The organism is Pseudomonas zeae, assembly GCF_014268485.2.
GTDB classification, from domain to species: Bacteria; Pseudomonadota; Gammaproteobacteria; order Pseudomonadales; family Pseudomonadaceae; genus Aquipseudomonas; species Aquipseudomonas neuropathica.
On sequence record NZ_CP077090.1, the window covers coordinates 2,668,335 to 2,685,044 of the forward strand.

The following is a 16,710-nucleotide window of genomic DNA, read 5'->3' on the forward strand; positions in this document are numbered from 1 at the left end:
CAATTCCGTAACATCCGCAACCCTCTTTTTCCCGAACACCTGCAGCCGCACTCGGCGGCCGCTCAATCAGGTAAGCCATGAAACCGATACGTCTGCGCGCCGATGTCCTGGCCGGACTCACCACCTCGTTTGCCCTGTTGCCCGAATGCATTGCGTTCGCACTGGTGGCGCACCTCAATCCGCTGATGGGCCTGTACGGCGCGTTCATCATTTGCACGCTGACGGCGTTGTTCGGCGGCCGGCCGGGCATGGTCTCCGGCGCGGCCGGTTCGATGGCCGTGGTCATCGTTGCGCTGGTGGTGCAACACGGTGTGCAGTATTTGCTGGCGACGGTGTTGCTTGGCGGTTTGATCATGATGGCGTTCGGCTTGCTGCGCCTGGGCAAACTGGTGCGCATGGTGCCGCACCCGGTGATGCTCGGCTTCGTCAACGGCCTGGCGATCATCATTGCGCTGGCGCAACTGGAACATTTCAAGAACGGTGAGGACTGGCTCAGCGGTACGCCGTTGTACCTGATGGCCGGGCTGGTGGCGCTGACCATGGCCATCGTCTATATCCTGCCGCATCTGACGAAAGCGGTGCCGCCGGCACTGGTGGCGATCCTCGGCGTCGGTCTGCTGGTCTATCTGTTCGGCCTGCCGACCCGCACCCTCGGCGACATGGCGCACATTGCCGGCGGCTTGCCGACGTTCGCCTTGCCGGATATTCCGTGGAATCTCGAAACCCTGCGCATCATTGCGCCCTACGCGATTTTGATGGCGCTGGTCGGTCTGCTGGAAACCCTGCTGACGTTGAATCTGACCGACGAAATCACCGAAACCCGTGGCTACCCGGATCGCGAGTGCGTGGCGCTCGGTGCGGCCAATATGGTCTCGGGCGCATTCGGTGGCATGGGCGGTTGCGCGATGATCGGCCAGACCGTGATCAACCTCAGTTCCGGTGGGCGCGGGCGCTTGTCTGGCGTTGTCGCTGGGGTGCTGATTCTGTTGTTCATTCTGTTTCTGTCGCCGCTGATCGAGCGTATTCCGCTGGCGGCGCTGGTGGGTGTGATGTTTGTGGTGTCGCAGCAGACTTTTGCCTGGGCGTCGTTGCGGGTGGTGAACAAAGTGCCGCTCAATGATGTGCTGGTGATCATTGCTGTGACTACCATCACTGTGTTCACTGATCTGGCCACTGCGGTGTTGTGCGGCATCATTATCGCTGCGCTTAACTTTGCCTGGCAGCAGGCGCGTGAGCTGTATGCCGATGAGCATCTGGAGGCTGACGGCAGCAAGCTTTATCGTTTGCATGGCACGTTGTTTTTTGCTTCGACTACGCCGTTTCTCAATCAGTTTGATCCGGCTAATGATCCGGCTCGGGTGACGCTGGATTGTCGGCATTTGAGTTTTGTTGATTATTCGGCGATTGCGGCTTTGAGGACTCTGCGCGAGCGCTATGCCAAGGCGGGTAAGCATTTGCAGGTGTTTCATTTGTCTGAGCGGTGCAAGAAATTGTTGAAGCGGGCGGGTGAGGTGCATCACTGATTGTCTGGCTGACTGGGTATATATCCGTTGCTGCGGTCACGGCCACTTAGGGTTTCGCCCTTACGGCGACTCACTTTTTTTACAAACGCCTAAAAAAAGTAAGCAAAAAAACGCTTGCTCCTACGTGCGGCCCGCTCGCTGGGGCTCGGGGTTCCTTCGCTCCGGGCTCCATCCGGGCGCATCGCCTACGGTTTGCTTCGCTGCACCTCCTCTCGATGTGTTTGGCTGCGCCAAACGGTCGCTGCGCTCCCACGCCCGGATGAATCCCTCCACTCAGCCTTCCGACGTCGCCCGTGGATCAAGATCAAGAGCTGCAGCCGAGCTAACGCTCATCCTGTTGAGTGGGGCGGCTTTGCCGCTGGGGTTGTACGCACGTTAAAACTGTGGGAGCGAGCCTGCTCGCGAAGGCGGCCTGACAGCCGACCAATTTTCTATCGGATGTACTCAGTCCCAATGTAGGAGTGAGCCTGCTCGCGATGGCGTCGGGTCGGTCAAAGATGCTTTAAATGACACGCCGCTAGCGCTTGCAGATTCGCTCCCACTGGTGTTGTTGTGTGGCCAGACTTCAGATGGCCGGGAAGTCGATATCGGTCAGTGCCGCGTTGTTCAGGTAGTTGGTCAGGCTCTGTACGGCCACCAGTGCGATCACTTCGATGATCTTCACGTCGTCGATGCCGGCGGCGCGGGCGGCGGCGATTTGTTCATCAGTCAAATGGCCGCGGCTTTCGGTCAGCTGACGGGCGAGGGTGGCGTAGGCGTTGAGCTCGCCCTGGCGTGCGGCGACGATGTCCTGCGCCGAGAGCCCGGCTTTGCCGGCAAACAAGGTGTGTGCCGCCAGGCAGTAGTCGCAACCGTTGACCTGTGAGGTGGCGAGGTACACCGCTTCTTTTTCCTGGGCGTTCAGCGAGGTCTTGCCGAGGATGGCCGAGGCTTGTACGTAGGTTTCGAGGGCCACCGGTGCTTTGGCCAGGGTGGTGAAGACGTTGGGCAGGAAACCGATTTTCTTTTTCACGCCTTCCAGCACAGGGCGGCTGGCGTCGGCGGCGGTTTCGAGGCTGATAGCGTGGATGCGGCTCATGGTGATTCTCCGAAAGTCCGGTGCGAAGTGCGCCGGGGATGGAGGTCATGTTATTGAGCCGGGCTGGTGGATTGGCGGCAAATCGTCGAGGATATGCGGCAGATCGTCCAGATATGCCCTCGGAGTCGTCCATGGATCGCCTTTCAACATTGCTCAGCCATTTCGGCGTGAATGCCGGTACGTTCCACAGCGGCGCGTTTTGCGGCGTCAGCGTTCATGACAACGAGCCGGTGGGGCATGTGCATCTTTTGCAGGCCGGTGAATTGCTGCTCAAACCGGGCAACGAGCGTGAGATTCGTCTGAGCGAACCGTCGCTGATCTTCTTCCCCCGACCCTTTACCCATCGCATGTTTGCCGATGAAGCCATGGACACCCAATTGGTCTGCGCCACGCTGACGTTTGATGGCGGCTCCGGCAATGCCCTGGCGGCGGCGCTGCCGGATTATCTGGTGCTGAAACTGACGGACATCCCGGAACTGGGCAACACCGTGGAATGGCTGTTCAAGGAAGCGTTCGAAGGTCATTGCGGGCGGGTGGCGGTGATGGATCGCCTGTTCGAACTGCTGGTGATTCTGTTGCTGCGGCACTTGATCAGCAGTCGGGAGCAACAACCGGGGATGATCGCCGGTCTAGCCGATCCACGCCTGTCCCGTGCCTTGAACCTGATGCACGAGCAACCGCAAAAACCTTGGAGCGTGGCGGATCTGGCCGCTGTCGCCAACCTGTCCCGCGCCGGGTTTGCCGAGCAGTTTCGCCGGGTTGTCGGGCAAACGCCGGCCGATTACCTGCTGAGTTGGCGCGTCAGTCTGGCGCAGAAACGCCTGCGCGAAGGCAGACCGATTGCGCTGATTGCCGAAGAGGTCGGTTACGAAAGTCCTTCGGCGCTGGCCCGGGCGTTTCGGCGCAAGACCGGGCTCAGCCCACGAGAGTGGAAGGCGGGCGCCTGAGGATCATTTGGCGAATTTCTTCGCCCCGGCGACACACAGGATCACCCCCAGCGTCACGGCGAGCATGCCGGCGCTGACGTGTTCATGCAGCAGGGTCGCCGCCAGCGCCAGACCGAAAAACGGCTGCAGTAATTGCAGCTGACCGACCGCGGCAATCCCACCCTGAGCCAGACCGCGATACCAGAACACAAAACCGATCAGCATGCTGAACAGCGACACATAGCCCAGGCATAGCCACGCCGACAGACTGACCGTGCTGAACGAGGCGGGCGCCAGCCACACACTCAACACCGTCATGAGTGGCAGCGAAAGCACCAGCGCCCAGCAAATCACCTGCCAGCCGCCGAGAGTGCGCGACAACTTCGCGCCTTCGGCATAACCGAGACCACAGGCCAGAATCGCCGCGAGCATCAGCAGATCGCCAGTGGGCGAGGCGGTCAGACCTTGTGCCAGCGCGAAGCCGACCACCAGCGCGCTGCCGAGCATCGAGAAAATCCAGAACACCGGTCGCGGCCGCTCACCGCCGCGCAGCACAGCAAAAATCGCTGTGGCCAGTGGCAGCAAGCCGACAAACACAATCGAATGCGCCGACGTCACGTGTTGCAACGCCAGTGCGGTCAACAGTGGAAAGCCAAGCACCACGCCCAGCGCGACAATCAACAGCGACAACCACTGATTGCGCGCCGGGCGCCGCTCGCGAAACAGCCACAACAGCGCCACCGCCAACACCCCGGCGATGGCGGCGCGAACCACCGTGAGAAACACCGGATCGAACTCCAGCACCGCCAGACGCGTGGCCGGCAGCGAACCGCTGAAGATCACCACGCCGATAAAACCGTTGATCCAGCCACTGGTTTTTTCCAGTGCCGGGGTCGTCAGATTCGAAGTCCTTTCCATCACCGTTCACGCTCGGAAGTGGGTTGCATTGCGATCATGCTAGAGCTGAGAATCAGCACAATCAAAGAATTGTCATGGATACATCCGGCATGCCACGTTCGCGCTACAAGACACTGGTTGACGCCTACGCGGCGGACATTCGCTCGGGGATGTTGCCGCCAGGTACACGGTTGCCGACCCATCGGCAATTGGCGGCTCAGGAAGGGTTGGCGCTGGTCACGGCTTCGCGGGTGTACGCGGAGCTGGAGGCCATGGGCCTGATCAGCGGCGAGACCGGGCGCGGCACGTTTGTCCGCGAAACGTCGTTGTCGCCGGGGCAGGGCATCGATCAGAAAGACGTGGCGGTCGGCATGATCGACCTCAATTTCAATTACCCGTCATTGCCCGGTCAGGCGGATTTGTTGCGCACAGCGCTGCGCCAATTGGCGTTGTCCGGCGATCTGGAGGCGTTGCTGCGTTATCAACCGCATGCCGGGCGCGGCCACGAGCGTGCATCGGTCGCGCGGCACCTGCTGACGCGCGGGGTGAAGGTCGAGGCCGAGCAAGTGCTGATCGTCAACGGTGCCCAGCAAGGCCTGGCCGTCACGCTGATGGCGCTGCTCAAACCCGGCGATGTGATCGCCGCCGACGCGCTGACCTATTCCGGGTTCAAGGTGCTGGCCGAAGCGCTGCATTTGGAAGTCGTAGCCATTCCGCTCGGTGATCAAGGGCCGGATCTCGACGCGCTGGAGAAACTCTGTCGCAGCCGCTCGGTGCGCGCCGTGTACAGCATGCCGACGTTGCACAACCCGTTGGGTTGGGTGATGCCGCTGGCGCAGCGCGAGCAGTTGGTGGCGATTGCCCGGCGTCATGATCTGACAATAATCGAAGACGCGGCCTACGCCTTTTTGGTTGAAAACCCGCCGCGTACGCTGATCGATCTGGCGCCGGAGCGCACGGTTTACGTCTCGGGCCTGTCGAAAAACATCGCCACAGGCCTGCGTGTCGGTTTCATCGCCGCCCCGACCGACGTGGTGCCAGCACTGGAACGCATCATCCGCGCCACGACTTGGAACACCCCGGGCGTCATGACTGCCATCGCCTGTGGCTGGCTCGACGACGGCACGGTGGCGGTGCTTGAGGAACAGAAGCGCAACGACGCCAAGGCGCGGCAGGCACTGGCGACCGAAGTGTTGAAAGGCCTGCCGAGCATTGGTCATCCGGCGTCGTATTTCCTGTGGCTACCGCTGCCGGAAGACGTGCGCGCCGATCAGATTGTCGTCGAGCTGATGCACGAGCAGATTTCCGTCACCACGGCTGAACCGTTTTCGGTGGCGGGTCATGTGCCACATGCGATTCGCTTGGCGTTGGGCTCGGTAGAGATGGACGTGTTGCGTCAGGCGTTGAGCAAAGTCAGAAAGATCATTGGCGCTTACCTGTAAAAACATAATGCTACCCTTGCGTCGCCTGATGCAGACCGATCCGGAACTCTCGATGAAAAACACCGCTGCACTGTCACTCGCCCTGATGCTCGCCACTGGCCTGTCCAGTACGTTCACCCTCGCCGCAGGCGACCCCGAAGCCGGCGCGAAAATTTTTCCGCGTCTGTGCGGCGGCTGCCATCAGGTCGGCGAATCGGCCCGCCCCGGATTCGGTCCGCAACTCAATGGCATCATCGGTCGGCCCGCCGGTACGTCAGCGAATTACGTGTATTCCGATGCGATGAAGAACTCGGGGGTGACTTGGGATCGTGAAACGCTGATCGCCTATCTGAAGGATCCGAAAGGTGTGGTGCCTGGTACGCGGATGATTTTCTGGGGGCTGAGTGACGAAGAAAAACTCGATAATCTGTTGGCTTATCTTCAGACCTTCTCGCAATAACGGCAGGAGCTGCCGAAGTCCCTGATTAAAAATGACATGAAAAAGCTCTTCGGCGTTGTTGCTGCTTTCAAGGAACCCACCATGAAATTTTTGCTATTGGTAACACCGCTGTGCTTGCCACAGGACTGGCCCACGCGGGCATCCCCATGCTCAACGCGACGTGCCCGGGCAAGATCGAAGTGCACGCCGATGAAGGCGGGCCGATCTACATCAATGGCAAGGAAGGCCAGTTGAAGAAATTCAATGAGAACTACTTCGAAACCAAAGGCGCGGGCGTGACCATTTCCCTGAGCATCAATCCCGACGGTTCGCCTGCGGTGTCGTACACCGGGAAGAACCGGGCCAACGGGATTTGCGAAGTGAAGAAGGGCTGATCACGCCACCTGATTACGACCTGCCGCCTTGGCCTGATACAACTGCTGATCGGCGCGTTTGATCAGTGCGTTGTGGTTGTTATCGGCCGGGTCCGCCAGGCCGATGCCGATGCTGACCGTCACTTGCCCGATCACCGGGAAGTGAGCTTCGGCGACCGCCACGCGGATCTTCTCGGCGACGACTTCCGGAGTGTCGGGTTTGGCGATTTCCGGCAACAGCACAGCGAACTCTTCGCCGCCGTAACGGGCGACGAAGTCCGTGGTGCGCAAACTGCTCTGAATCAACTGCGCCAATTGTTGCAGCACATCATCACCCACTGCGTGGCCGTGGGAATCATTGATGCGCTTGAAGTGATCGGCATCGATCAGCAGCAGGGAGAACGGACGTCCGGTGCGGCGGAACAGCAGTGTGTATTCGGTGAGTTTCTCGTCGAAACGGCGACGGTTGTAAACGCCGGTCAAACTGTCGTGGGTCGCCAGGCTGAGCAATTCGGCATTGGCCTGCGTCAGCGCAGCGGTGCGTTGCGCGACGGTTGCTTCCAGCGAGGCATTGGCCTCTTGCAACTCGCGCTCTTTGCCGAGCAGCGATTGCGTCATGGCATCAATGGACTGGCCGAGCTGGGCAATTTCCAGCACCGGGTGCTGCAGCGGGAATTGCGCACCGGGCAGTTGGTTTTGCACCTGCCGCGCCGAGCGCGCGAGCTGTTCGATCGGTCGGCTCAGGTACAGCGCCAGGTAGTAAGCCACCAAGCCGAACAGCACCGCCGCGACCACACCCAGAATCAGCAATTTGTACATCAGCAGGCGCGCCGGTTGCAGTGCGGTTTCCAATGGCTGGCGCACGGCAATCGACCATGACAGCATCGTACTCGATGGCGTCGGTACGGTGACCACGCTGGTGAGGAATCCGTTGCCCGCCGTCCAGCCTTGCCTTTTGGTGTCAATTGCCAGTTGCTGACCCATCAGCGCTTCCGGGTAGAGCACTTTGCCATCGTGATCGATGATCAACGCTTCGATATCCGGCGTTGAGTTTTTATGCGAAAGCGCCGCCGACTCAACAATGCGCGTCACCCAGCTCCAGTGTGCGTGGGCGCCAAGAACACCAATCACCTGGCCGTCTGCGTTGCGGATCGGTGCGGCGAAATCGATGAAGCGCAGCGGTTCACCGTTCGGCAGGGCCGGCAGCATTTTCGCCAGCAACACCGCCTCATGAGGATCGCCGGTGTACTCGCCGCGCAACCCGGCCTGGAACCAGGGCCGTTGCTGCACCGATTGGCCGACCAGCAAGTCGTTCACCGCCTGATGCACCTTGCCCTCGGCATCGGTGACGCCCATCCACGCATACTCGGTGCGGGCCTGGGTGCGCAGTTGCATCGATTTCAGAATCGCCGGGTTATCCAGATCACCACGCTCCAGATGCGGCGCACGGCTGAGCAGATACACCTCCAACTGGCGTTCGCCCAGTCGTTCACCCAACAACGATGCAGCCGAGCGCGCGGTGTTGAGCAACGCATTGCCGCTGGCCTGCTTCATTTGTTCCGTGGCGATATGGCCGACATAGAAGCCCACGCTCAGCAGCGTCAGCAGGGATAAACCGGCAAACCAAAGGGTGAGGTGGCTACGCAGACTGGCTTTGAGCATGGGCAGTCGAGGTCTTTTTGGAGTTGTGGCCGCATGGTATGCGCAATGGGCGGTGGGTGGCCAGTCGGGGAATGGATGGCGCCGGACGTGAAAAAGCCCGGCTGATCAGGCCGGGCTTTCATTGTGATTGCGATGAAGCCGCAGAGTTATGCGACGCGGCGTTCGATCAGGCGATCCGAGCCACCTTCGGCAACACGGCGTTCGATCAGACGATCCGAGCCACCTTCGGCAACACGGCGTTCGATCAGGCGATCCGAGCCACCTTCAGCAACACGGCGTTCGATCAGACGATCCGAGTCACCTTCAGCAACACGGCGTTCGATCAGGCGATCCGAGCCACCTTCAGCAACACGACGTTCGATCAGGCGATCCGAGCCACCTTCAGCAACACGGCGTTCGATCAGACGATCGGAGCCACCTTCAGCAACGCGGCGTTCGATCAGACGATCAGAACCGCCCTCAGCAACACGGCTTTCAATCAACTTGTCCGAGCCGCCTTCTGCGACTTGGGTGTGTGCCGGGGTGGCGGCAAAAGCGTTAATGGCGAAAACCGAGAAAGCGATGCTGAGAAGGGTCTGGCGTTTCATGATCGTGTGCTCCAAGGGGTAGTTGTTTGTCTGGAGCCGATGTTACGCCGTGGATTTTTTATGAGAACTTCATTGCCGTGATGGTGAACATCGACCGCAATGATGGTTCACCAATCCCCCTTGTAGGAGCTACCGCAGGCTGCGATCTTTTGATCTGGCCGTTTCTCAGCGCGAGTTCGCCGCCCGCACACACAACTCACCGGTCGCCCGTGTCAGGGCCAGTTCATGCAGCGCGTCGTGGGTCAGGCCGCTGCGCGCCTTGGCCAGCCACGCCGGGCAATTGGCATCATGGCGATACGGCGCGAAATCGGCGTATTGCTGCAGCAGGCGGGTTTGCAGCTCATCCAGACGCGGGCGAATCTGTTTAGCCAGGTCGGGGCGCGGGGTGTCCGGCGCAGCGCCGGACGCTTGCCATTGTGCGAGCAAGCCGTACTGCACCAGTTTATTCGCCTCCATTTGCGCGGCGATCAGTTGCGCCACGTCTTCCGCGTCGAGCTGGCGCTCGGTGGCCAGGTTGCGGGCATTGGCGATAACCTGCGCTTCACGCGGGCTGTCCTGAATCGGCTTGCCGCTGTCCCATTTGGTCAGCGCGACGAGGTCGCCGATGTTCAGGCGTTCGTTGAGTGTTTCCAGCAACGGCTTCAACGTTTCGCCAGGCGCGGCGGCGTGAGCGCTGGTGGTGAGCACGGCGAGGAGGGTGGCGGTCAGCAGATGGGCAAAGCGCGGCATGAACAGAGCCTCAATGAGAGAAGTGAAAGTGGGCAGTTGTTTACCACAGCTCTGAACTTGCACCTACAGAAGCGTGTCCGTTACACAGGCGCGGCCACCGGTCATAAACACCGATTTGAAATGTTAATTGCGCCCCGCGTGCAACTCACCGAAGCTATCCTCCATCAGCCCTCCCGCCGTCGAGATGGACCTCTATTCAATGCAAGCCGTCGCCCAACGCCCACTCTGGCACACCTACCTGCTGTTCCTTGCGCCGATGGTGCTGTCGAACTTTCTGCAATCGATGTCGGGCACGGTAAACAGCATCTACATCGGCCAGATGCTCGGCACCCAGGCGTTGGCGGCGGTATCGGGGATGTTTCCCATCGTGTTCTTCTTTATCGCACTGGTGATCGGCCTCGGCGCAGGCGCCGGAGTGTTGATCGGTCAGGCGTGGGGCGCGCGTGAGCCGCACATGGTCAAGGCGATTGCCGGGGCAACGCTGTTGCTCGGGGTGTTGATCGGTCTGGTGGCGGCGGTGTTGGGCAGCGTGTTCGCGCGGCAGGCGCTGGCGGGGCTGGGGACGCCGGCGGATGTGCTTGACGATGCGGTGGCGTATGCCCATGTGATGATGTGGATCTTGCCGTCGCTGCTGGTGTTTGTGTTGTTCACCCAGCTGTTGCGCGGGGTCAGCGATACGCTGTCGCCATTGCTGGCGCTGATGGTCTCGACCTGCGTCGGGCTGGCCCTGACCCCGGCGCTGATTCGCGGCTGGTTCGGCTTGCCGCAATTGGGTATTCAAAGTGCGGCGTACGCCGGGCTGGCCGGTAACCTGGCGGCGATGGCATGGCTGGCGTGGCGCCTGATTCGCAAAGGGCACCCGTTGGCGCCGGATCGGGAGTTCTTCGCCGCGCTGCGCCTTGACGGGGCGATTCTCGGCAAGGTCTTGCGCATCGGCCTGCCGACCGGCGTGCAGATGATTGTGCTGTCGCTGTCGGAGCTGGTGATCCTGGCGCTGGTCAACCAGCACGGCTCGCAAGCGACCGCCGCGTATGGCGCGGTGACGCAGATCGTCAACTATGTGCAGTTCCCGGCGTTGTCGATTGCGATCACCGCGTCGATTCTCGGTGCGCAGGCCATCGGCGCCGGGCGGCTGGAGCGCATGGGGCCGATTCTGCGCACCGGGCTGTTGATCAACGTGTGCCTGACCGGCGGTTTGATTGTGCTCGGCTACCTGTTGTCGCACTGGCTGCTGGGGCTGTTCCTGACCGAGGACTCGACCCGGGCGATGGCTGAGCATCTGCTGCACATCATGTTGTGGAGCCTGTTGGTGTTCGGCTTCCAGGCAATCATCGGCGGGATCATGCGCGCGAGCGGCACGGTGTTGGTGCCGGTGGCGATTGCGATCATTTGCGTGGTTGGCGTGCAACTGCCAGCGGCGTACTGGCTGGACGGGCAGTACGGTTTGCAGGGTGTGTGGATGGCGTTTCCGGTGGCCTATCTGGGCATGCTGGTGTTGCAGACCTTGTATTACAAACTGGTCTGGCAGCATCAGAAAATCGAGCGTCTGGTGTAGGCGCTGGCGTAACAGTCGGATGTTTGCTTAATTCAATCGAGGCCCTCAACGGCTAGCCCCGCCCGGAGAATCCCATGTCGATCCGATTGCTGCTGGTTGCCGCGTGTTCGCTGTGCGTCATCTGTACCGCGCAGGCTGTCGAATACACGCGGGTCAACACCACCGCCAGCCAGATCAGTTTTACCTACAACCAGATGGGCTCGCCGATGTACGGCACCTTTGGAAAGTTTGAGGCGACGCTGGACTTCGATACCAACAACCTCGCCAACGCCCGTACCACCTTGCACATCGACCTCAACAGCATCGATGCCGGCAGCGAAGACGCCAACACCGAACTGGTGAAACCGGCGTGGTTCGACACTGAAAAATTCCCGGTCGCGGTTTTCGAGTCCAGCCACTTCACCCAAGTGGCCGAGCACCACTACCTGGTTGCCGGCCAGCTCACCCTAAAAGGCATTACCCGTGAAGTGCAGGTGCCGGTGGAATTGAAACCGGACAGTGCCATCGGCATTTTCGACGGTGAACTGGTGCTCAAGCGTGACGAGTTCGGCCTCGGCGCGGGCGAGTGGGCGGACACCGTGGTGTCCAAGGACATCGCCATCAAATTCAAAGTGGTGGCGCCACAGCAGTGACGCCCGCCTTTGCAATCAATAGGCCCGCCAGTGCCCCGGCACCCAGCGCCATTGGTTGCCGCCCCAGCGATAGTGCCCGGCAACCCAGTGATAACCCGGCGCCGGCATCACCGGAACGACCTCGACCAGCGGCGGAGGCCGATGCGGACGGGCCGGTTCGACGACGCAACCGGACAACGTAACGGCCACCAGCGTGGCGGCCAGCAGTGCTTTAAAGGTCTTCGACATGGTGGTGTTCTCGCAAGAAGTGATGGTCAGGCTGTCGCGTATTCATCGCACCCAATGCCCCTCGACCCAGAACCAGTTTGGTCCGCGTGCCTGCCAGTGCCCGGGTTTCCAGCGCGCGCCGTACCTCACCGGTTGCCAATGGCCGGGTATCCACACGTAACCACGTCCTTGCCAGCGCCAATGACCTTGATCCCAGACATAACCGGGACGTGCGCCGGGCATCACTTCCATGCGCATCGGCGGTGGAGCTTGCTGAACGATCACCACCGGTTGCGCAAACACCGGGGCGCTGCTCAGCGCCGCCAGCGTCAACGGCACCAGCAGCAGGGATTTTCGCCATTTGGACAGGGAACGCAAAACGCTCATGACAACTCCTCAAGGCCTGCGTTGAAAAGTGAACGCAGCTGCAGAATTGGATGCCTGATTTGCGAAAGATCCCGTCTGAGGCGGATGAAATTTTTTTCAGGGAGGGCGGTGCGAGAACGTCAGGATGGCGCCGCAGCAAGACGCCCGGCGCGCGTGAAGGTTGCTGCCTGTGAGGCTGGACTCAATAAAACCGGTCTTGTTCTTTCATTGCCTGAATCTGCCAGAACGTCCTGCCCGAGATCAGCAGAAACAGCAGTGCGAGCAACACACCGCCGGTCATGATGTAGAAGCTCGTACGGTAACTCTGCAACTGGCTGGCGATACAGCTTTTATCCGGCATCCACGGCGACACCAGCAGGGTGATGGGGCCGTCGACTTCATATTGGGTATGCTCGACGTAGCGTTCGTCGGCGTGTTGCCCTTCATGGGGCTGGCCTTGGGCATCGGTGTATTGATAGTGAATGACCTTGCCATTGGCGTTCATTGGAATCTTTTCCAGTGCCGTGACGCTGCCGCGGGTTTCCACACCGTTGAAACTCAGCGCCCCATAAAGCATGCCCGACTTGTGCGCCATTGCAGCGAGCAGCAAAACCACGCAGCAAGCAACGGTCAGCATGACGATACGGTTGTAAAGGTGATCCTTGGCAGCTTCGCGCGGGTAGTACATGGCCGATCCCTGGTGGTGACATTTGTAGGAGACCGTTACATCGGCGCTCGAAACAGGAACTTTAGACGTCGAGCGCGTGCGTCACGGTATGATGTCGCGGCTCGTCGACCGCTGCGGCGGTCGGCAACGCTTTTTACCGTCGGAGTTCGTCATGCCACGCATCACCCACTACAAATCCCCATGCCCCGAGGCCGTCAACAGCCAGATCCTGCAGATGGTCGTCGACTACCTGACCGACATCAGCGCGGTCGGCCTCGGCCCGAGCAACCTGCTGTACAACGTCTATCAGTACGCGGTCGGTTATGAGGTGCATCTGTATCTGGAAGCGTTGAATGGCGAGAAGGGTATCGACGTGGAGTTGCTGGTGGCCACCGACGAGGATGATCCGGAGCAAGTGATCGGTTTTCTGTTGTACCTGCCGGTGCAGGGCGACTGGGAAGCCTGCAGCGTGGCCTACATGGCGGTGCGCGAAGGGCATCGGCGCCAGGGCGTGGCGCGGGCGATGATCGGTGAGATGGTCGGGCGTTATCCCCATGCGGAGCTGGCCTGCACGATCGGCAAAGTCCCGTACTTCGAAGCGTTGGGCTTTGAGGTGATTGGCCAGCGTGAAACCCAGGTGTTGATGAGCACCCGGCATTACCGCAGCAACGGCCTGCGCGGATTTATCGACACCACACCGATCTACCGGTCGCTGGAAGTGCAGCAGATTCACACCTACCTGCTGCAGAAAAATGGCAAACGGGCGATGCTCGACGCCGAGAAACAACGCGACCGACACCTCGATCAGACCACTCGCCATGTCGAGGAGTTTGTCCGCCAGCGCCTGACCGTGCACTGACCTCACATCGCTGAAAAAGCCCTTGCTGTGAATGCCGCAGCAAGGGCTTTTTTGTGCGCGTCATTCAGCCGAGTTTGACGTTCATGGTGATCCGCGCCGTGAACACTTTTTTGCCCTCGGTATCGTGAATGTCCACGGTGACGATCTTGTCGCCTTCGCTCTGCCAATCCACGCCTTCACCACTGGCCACCGCCGTCACATCGGTTTTTGCCTTGGTCAGATATTCCACGGTCATGCCTTTGGGGATCCAGCGTGCGCCGGCCGGGATCGACACATCGGTCATCATCCCGGCGGCGAGTTCTGCGGCGTTGCACATGGCAATCGCATGCACGGTGCCGAGGTGGTTGGTGATCTCACGGCGAAACGGCACTTGTACCGTCGCCGAGTTCGCACGCAACTCGGTCACCAGCGGGTTGATGCTGCTGAAGTACGGCGCGACCTGGCAGGCCATCTGGCTGAACGCTTGCGGGCCTGCGCTGTTGAACATGTTGAGAAACTGACTCATGGAAACGCCTCGCGGAAAGTGATTTTGCAGAATAATGTTCCGTTACAGAATAATATTCTGTAACGGAACGGTATTCGGTCTGCGGGAAATCTGTCAACCTGTGCGTGTTTTTTCATGGGCACGACGTGTGCCTTTCAATCCCGATTTTCAGGCAGTGAGCCGCATGGACACCGCAGATCTACTGGAACGCAGCTACCCCGGCCGCCGCGCCGAACTCAAGCGCGATATCTTTCGCAAGGCGCTAAGCCTGTTCAACGAGCAGGGGATCGAGGCCACCACCATCGACATGATTCGCGCCGAGTGCGATACCAGCGTCGGGGCGATCTATCACCATTTCGGCAACAAGGAGGGCTTGGTCGCCGCGTTGTTCTTCACCGCGCTGGAGGATCAGGCGCGTCTGCGCGATGCCTATCTGGATGCAGCGCAAACCACCGAGGAAGGTGTGCAGGCGCTGGTGTTCAGCTACGTCGATTGGGTCGAACGTCAACCGGAGTGGGCGCGCTTCCAGTACCACGCGCGGTTTGCCGTGACCAAAGGGCCGTTCAAAGACGAACTGGCCGAGCGCAACAAAACCCGCAATCTGCGTCTGCGCGACTGGCTGGCCGAATCGGGGCGCGCTGCCGAACTCAAGGCCTTGCCCGCCGAGCTGTTGCCGTCGTTGATCATTGGTCAGGCCGACAGTTACTGCCGTGCCTGGCTGGCGGGGCGGGTGAAGGGCAGTCCGGCGGGTTATCGCGAGTTGCTGGCGCAGGCGGCCTGGCGCTCGATTCGCGTCGATGCGCTGCCGGACTGCTGATTTACGCAGACAAAAAAAGAGCCTCAAAGCTCTTTGATGGGGAGGAAGTAGAGCCCTCGAGGCTCAAGATGCGCATGAAGCAAGGCACGGGCTTGATTGGGGTTCAGAGCACCCGTGCCTACGCAGTGCTCGAAGAACGGAGCTACTGCGTGATTCCATCGTAGGAGTGTGCAAGTGGCGGCTCAAGTACCGCCAGTCGCCCGGGCAACTAGACGCTGGCCTCTTTCATGAATGCTCACAGACTCCCTGTAGGAGCTGCCGAAGGCTGCGATCTTTTGATCTTGTCTTTTAAAAGCAAAATCAAAAGATCGCAGCCTCCGGCAGCTCCTACAGTGTTTTTGCGCTGTCAGCGGGCGCCAGGCCAGCCTGATTTTTCGAGGGCAGCGAGCAGGGTTTCGGCATCCAGTCCCGGCACCGAGTGACCGTTGCCTTCGCTGCTGTCACTGGCCAGCAAGGCATTGATGATCGCTTCTTCAACCGCCTCGGTCGCGGCCAGAAACAGCTCGCTGATATGGTCATTGTTGACCATGCGCAAGGCGTCGCAGGTCGGCGCGCCTTTGCCTTCGTAGGCAGCGGGCGGCACGTGAGCGTTGCCGGTGGCGAAGGCGATGAAGATGTCGCCGCTATGATCCTCGTTGCCGCCGCCGGTGCGCGCCAGGCCGAGGCTCGCGCGTTGCGCCAGACGTGTGCATTGATGCGGCAACAGCGGCGCATCGGTCGCCAGGCAGACGACGATAGAACCCATGCCCGGATGCGGCAATGAGGCGCGCAGGAACGGCGAATCTTTTTGTTCCATATAGCGCCCGACCGGGTAGCCATCGACCCGTAACTCACTGCGAATGCCGTGGTTGGCCTGCACGATCGCACCAACGGTCCAGCCACCCTGAGCACTGCTCAATCGCCGAGACGAAGTGCCGATGCCACCCTTGAATTCATGGCAGATCATGCCGCTGCCACCGCCGACCGCGCCTTCCACCACCGGGCCGTCGACCGCGTTTTTCAGGGCTTCAGCCACATGCGCGGGCTGCACGTGAAAACCGTTGATATCGTTGAGCAGGCCGTCAAAGGTCTCCAGCACCACTGGCATGTTCCAGTAAAGACGGCCGTCGTCGGGTTGCTGCTGGCGATCCAGTGCAACCAAGGCATCGCGCACCACACCGAGGCTGTGGGTGTTGGTGAAGGCAATCGGGCTGGTCAGCAGACCCGCCTCGCGAATCCATTCAAGCCCGGTGGCGTCACCATTGCCGTTGAGCACATGCACGCCGGCGAAATACGGTTGCTGATTGGTCGAACCCGGACGCGGTTCGATCATCGTCACGCCGGTGCAGATGTCCCGTCCGGCGCTGCTGCGGCCGCGCACATTGCTGTGGCCGACGCGTACGCCGGGTACATCAGTGATGGCGTTGAGCGGGCCAGGATGCAGTTGACCGATGCGGATGTTGAGGTCGCGGGCACGAGGTTTCATTGATTTCTGTCTCTCTAAAAAA

The 16,710-nt window shown here is 60.6% G+C and carries 19 protein-coding genes; 9 read left to right on the plus strand and 10 right to left on the minus strand.

Going from position 1 to position 16,710, the window contains the following annotated elements:
• Positions 1–77 precede the first annotated feature (77 nt).
• Positions 78–1,523, plus strand: coding sequence for a SulP family inorganic anion transporter (locus tag HU754_RS11725; RefSeq protein ID WP_186625243.1), 1,446 nt, complete (start codon positions 78–80; stop codon positions 1,521–1,523).
• A gap of 565 nt (positions 1,524–2,088) precedes the next feature.
• On the opposite strand, the gene HU754_RS11730 is transcribed toward HU754_RS11725, so the two are convergent.
• On the minus strand, positions 2,089–2,601 hold the full coding sequence (locus HU754_RS11730; RefSeq protein ID WP_186625250.1) for a carboxymuconolactone decarboxylase family protein: 513 nt from the start codon (positions 2,599–2,601) through the stop codon (positions 2,089–2,091).
• Positions 2,602–2,732: 131 nt separating this feature from the next.
• On the opposite strand from HU754_RS11730, the gene HU754_RS11735 reads away from it, so the two are divergent.
• Positions 2,733–3,548: an AraC family transcriptional regulator gene (locus tag HU754_RS11735; protein WP_186625252.1), complete on the plus strand. Its 816-nt coding sequence runs from the start codon at positions 2,733–2,735 to the stop codon at positions 3,546–3,548.
• 3 nt (positions 3,549–3,551) lie between these two features.
• On the opposite strand, the gene HU754_RS11740 is transcribed toward HU754_RS11735, so the two are convergent.
• Entirely contained in the window at positions 3,552–4,445 is an 894-nt protein-coding gene (locus HU754_RS11740) for a DMT family transporter (protein WP_186625254.1), read from the minus strand.
• 89 nt (positions 4,446–4,534) lie between these two features.
• On the opposite strand from HU754_RS11740, the gene HU754_RS11745 reads away from it, so the two are divergent.
• The 3 genes from HU754_RS11745 (at position 4,535) to HU754_RS11755 (ending at position 6,679) form a co-directional block, all read left to right on the plus strand.
• Positions 4,535–5,866 (plus strand): aminotransferase-like domain-containing protein, encoded by a 1,332-nt coding sequence (locus HU754_RS11745; RefSeq protein WP_186625325.1) that lies wholly within the window; start codon positions 4,535–4,537, stop codon positions 5,864–5,866.
• A 52-nt stretch (positions 5,867–5,918) separates the two neighbouring features.
• On the plus strand, positions 5,919–6,305 hold the full coding sequence (locus tag HU754_RS11750) for a c-type cytochrome (RefSeq protein WP_186625256.1): 387 nt from the start codon (positions 5,919–5,921) through the stop codon (positions 6,303–6,305).
• Between the two features lie 146 nt (positions 6,306–6,451).
• A complete protein-coding gene (locus HU754_RS11755) occupies positions 6,452–6,679 on the plus strand; it encodes a hypothetical protein (protein ID WP_225919975.1) in 228 nt (75 codons plus the stop codon).
• Here the strand turns inward: HU754_RS11755 and HU754_RS11760 are convergent, their stop codons facing one another.
• From HU754_RS11760 to HU754_RS11770, 3 genes are all read right to left on the minus strand, one after another.
• Entirely contained in the window at positions 6,680–8,320 is a 1,641-nt protein-coding gene (locus HU754_RS11760) for a sensor domain-containing diguanylate cyclase (protein ID WP_186625264.1), read from the minus strand.
• Positions 8,321–8,466: 146 nt separating this feature from the next.
• Positions 8,467–8,907 (minus strand): phage infection protein, encoded by a 441-nt coding sequence (locus HU754_RS11765; RefSeq protein WP_186625266.1) that lies wholly within the window; start codon positions 8,905–8,907, stop codon positions 8,467–8,469.
• Positions 8,908–9,072: 165 nt separating this feature from the next.
• Positions 9,073–9,636: a chorismate mutase gene (locus HU754_RS11770; protein ID WP_186625268.1), complete on the minus strand. Its 564-nt coding sequence runs from the start codon at positions 9,634–9,636 to the stop codon at positions 9,073–9,075.
• Between the two features lie 199 nt (positions 9,637–9,835).
• Between HU754_RS11770 and HU754_RS11775 the strand changes: the two genes are divergently transcribed.
• Together HU754_RS11775 and HU754_RS11780 are read left to right on the plus strand one after the other, a co-directional pair.
• Positions 9,836–11,191 carry an MATE family efflux transporter gene (locus HU754_RS11775; protein WP_099756614.1) on the plus strand — a complete coding sequence of 452 codons (1,356 nt, stop codon included), beginning with the start codon at positions 9,836–9,838 and terminating at the stop codon, positions 11,189–11,191.
• Positions 11,192–11,265: 74 nt separating this feature from the next.
• Positions 11,266–11,823, plus strand: a complete 558-nt coding sequence (locus HU754_RS11780) for a YceI family protein (RefSeq protein ID WP_186625270.1) — start codon at positions 11,266–11,268, stop codon at positions 11,821–11,823.
• 15 nt (positions 11,824–11,838) lie between these two features.
• On the opposite strand, the gene HU754_RS11785 is transcribed toward HU754_RS11780, so the two are convergent.
• The 3 genes from HU754_RS11785 to HU754_RS11795 all read right to left on the minus strand — a co-directional run bounded on the left by HU754_RS11785 (position 11,839) and on the right by HU754_RS11795 (position 13,084).
• Entirely contained in the window at positions 11,839–12,051 is a 213-nt protein-coding gene (locus tag HU754_RS11785; RefSeq protein WP_186625272.1) for a YXWGXW repeat-containing protein, read from the minus strand.
• A gap of 42 nt (positions 12,052–12,093) precedes the next feature.
• Positions 12,094–12,417 carry a YXWGXW repeat-containing protein gene (locus HU754_RS11790; RefSeq protein WP_116254993.1) on the minus strand — a complete coding sequence of 108 codons (324 nt, stop codon included), beginning with the start codon at positions 12,415–12,417 and terminating at the stop codon, positions 12,094–12,096.
• Positions 12,418–12,598: 181 nt separating this feature from the next.
• Positions 12,599–13,084 carry a DUF3592 domain-containing protein gene (locus HU754_RS11795; protein WP_186625274.1) on the minus strand — a complete coding sequence of 162 codons (486 nt, stop codon included), beginning with the start codon at positions 13,082–13,084 and terminating at the stop codon, positions 12,599–12,601.
• A 151-nt stretch (positions 13,085–13,235) separates the two neighbouring features.
• Between HU754_RS11795 and HU754_RS11800 the strand changes: the two genes are divergently transcribed.
• Positions 13,236–13,922 (plus strand): GNAT family N-acetyltransferase, encoded by a 687-nt coding sequence (locus tag HU754_RS11800; RefSeq protein WP_186625276.1) that lies wholly within the window; start codon positions 13,236–13,238, stop codon positions 13,920–13,922.
• Between the two features lie 64 nt (positions 13,923–13,986).
• Here the strand turns inward: HU754_RS11800 and HU754_RS11805 are convergent, their stop codons facing one another.
• Complete coding sequence (locus tag HU754_RS11805) at positions 13,987–14,427, minus strand: hotdog fold domain-containing protein (protein ID WP_099756611.1); 441 nt, start codon at positions 14,425–14,427, stop codon at positions 13,987–13,989.
• 163 nt (positions 14,428–14,590) lie between these two features.
• On the opposite strand from HU754_RS11805, the gene HU754_RS11810 reads away from it, so the two are divergent.
• A complete protein-coding gene (locus tag HU754_RS11810) occupies positions 14,591–15,223 on the plus strand; it encodes a TetR/AcrR family transcriptional regulator (RefSeq protein ID WP_099756610.1) in 633 nt (210 codons plus the stop codon).
• A 346-nt stretch (positions 15,224–15,569) separates the two neighbouring features.
• Here the strand turns inward: HU754_RS11810 and HU754_RS11815 are convergent, their stop codons facing one another.
• Positions 15,570–16,688, minus strand: coding sequence for a DmpA family aminopeptidase (locus tag HU754_RS11815; protein ID WP_186625277.1), 1,119 nt, complete (start codon positions 16,686–16,688; stop codon positions 15,570–15,572).
• Positions 16,689–16,710: the final 22 nt, after the last annotated feature.